General features: G+C 69.6%; 1 protein-coding gene. It reads right to left on the bottom strand.

Annotated features, from left to right (window positions below):
- Positions 1–154: 154 nt before the first annotated feature.
- Positions 155–1,735 (bottom strand): IS1182 family transposase, encoded by a 1,581-nt coding sequence (locus ABZ714_RS34810; RefSeq protein ID WP_358829379.1) that lies wholly within the window; start codon positions 1,733–1,735, stop codon positions 155–157.
- Positions 1,736–1,900: the final 165 nt, after the last annotated feature.

Raw genomic sequence — 1,900 nt, 5'->3', positions numbered from 1 at the left:
TCCCTCGTACTGGACGTACTTGGGAATCCCGACAACACAGCGATTGTGCGTGCCGGGCGTCGCGGGCCAGGCGGGACTTTCCGGACACGCCCTAGAAGATTGATGAAGATCTTGGTGAGGTGCTGTCCGGCCGGAGGCCGGGCGGCCCCTCTGGTCATCCGGTGGCAGGGGCGAGGTGCCAGGTGCCGTTGGTTCGGGTGAGTCCGAGGTCGATCAGCCGGCGGAGGTTGAGGACGGCTGCTCGGGTGTGGAGCCAGGTGTCGTTGGCGATGGTTCCGCGGTAGCGGAGTCTGCGGTTGCCGTGGTGGACGAGCCAGGCGACGGCGCGTTCGACCGGTGGTCTCCAGCGTCGGTAATCGGCCTGCCATTCGGGGTCGCCGGCGGCCTGGTGGCGGGCTGCTGTCTGGAGGTCGTGGTGCGGGCGGATGGTCAGGATGCGCCCTGCCCTGGCCTTGGTGCACCGCTCACGCAGAGAGCATCCGGTGCATAGCTCCTTGAAGACGGCCTTGCGCTGGTGATGCTGTCCGCCGGGGGCGGTGAGGGGGACGGTGTGTCCGGCAGGACAGGTCACGGTGCCCTCGGCGGTGTCGATACCGAAGTCGTCCAGGGTGAAGCCTCGGGGGACAGCCGCCCGCAGCGGGGCGGGTTTCAGGAACAGCCGGTGACCTGCCTCTTCGAGGGCCTGGCGGGCGTCGCCGGTGGAGTAGGCGGTGTCACCGAAAACATCGAGTGAAGCGTCCTCGTCGGCCAGCAGGCCGACGCCGACCCTGGCCTCATGGTGCTCGGGCCCGGTTCCGGGGGTGAGGGCGACGGCGGTGTACAACCCGGTCTCGGGCTCGACGGCCAGGTGGGCCTTGTATCCGTCCTGCTGGTGGGTGTGGGTCTTGTGCACGTGGCGGGCTTCGGGATCGACGGTGGAGACCATCCGGTTCGGCGCGGTGCCCCGGGTGATGCGCCAGCGCCCGTCGCGGCCGTCGGAGTCCCCGGCGGGCTCGACGTCCTGACCGGCGACCAGGGCGAGCAGGCCGACCGCGTTCGCGGCCTTCTCACGGAGCTGCTGGTCGGGCAGGTGACCCAGCAGCCGCAGCGTATCGGTGACGAGCGCGTCGACGAGGTCGGCGCGGGCCTGTTCGTCGTTCCAGGCGATGCGGGGTTTGCCGGGGTCGGCGTAGTCGTGGGCGGTGCACTGTGCTGCCGCGACGTCGGCGGCGCCGGGAACCTCGCGGATCACCGCGCGGACGGCGGCGATGATCTGGGTGACGGTGTCCTGGGTGGCGACCGCGTCGTCCAGCACGGTCGAGTCCAGCGCCCGCCGGTGCCTGCCTTTGAGGACACCGGTCGCCTTGACGACCTCCCGCACCGCCTCGAAGACCCGGTTCGGCCGGACAGAGCGGGCCAGCCGGCGGCGGAAGTAGGCCAGCAGCGACGGATCAAACGCCATGTCGTGCAGGCCCAGCCCGCACGCGGCCTTCCACCGCAGGTCACACCGCAGTTCCTGGACCGTCTCGAAGTCCGACAGCCCGTGCAGAGCCTGCAGCGTGACCGTCGAGGCGAGGATCTGCGGCGGCATGCTCGGCCGACCGTTCGCTGAGGGGTACATGTCCTCGAACATCTCCGCCGGGAACAGGGCACCGCGATGCTCGGCCAGGAACGCGAACAGGCTTCCCGCCGGTATCAACTCCCGGCACGTCTCCCACACATCCGGCCCGACGGTCTCCCCGGCCCATTCACCCATCACCACGAAAACGAGTCTGGCCCCGCCGCTCACGCGGCGGGGCCAGAACCCCAAGATCTTCATCAATCTTCTAGGGCGTGTCTGACGGATCAGGCTGGATCAGCGAGCGGGGTCTGGTGCCGTGGATCGCAAGGCGGAGGAGGGAGTCCACGCGGTGGGGGTACG

Origin of the sequence: Streptomyces sp. NPDC006798 (assembly GCF_040635975.1) — a bacterium.
Lineage (GTDB): Bacteria > Actinomycetota > Actinomycetes > Streptomycetales > Streptomycetaceae > Streptomyces.
Note: the sequence above shows the minus strand (reverse complement) of the source record. Positions and strands in the feature narration are given on the sequence as shown.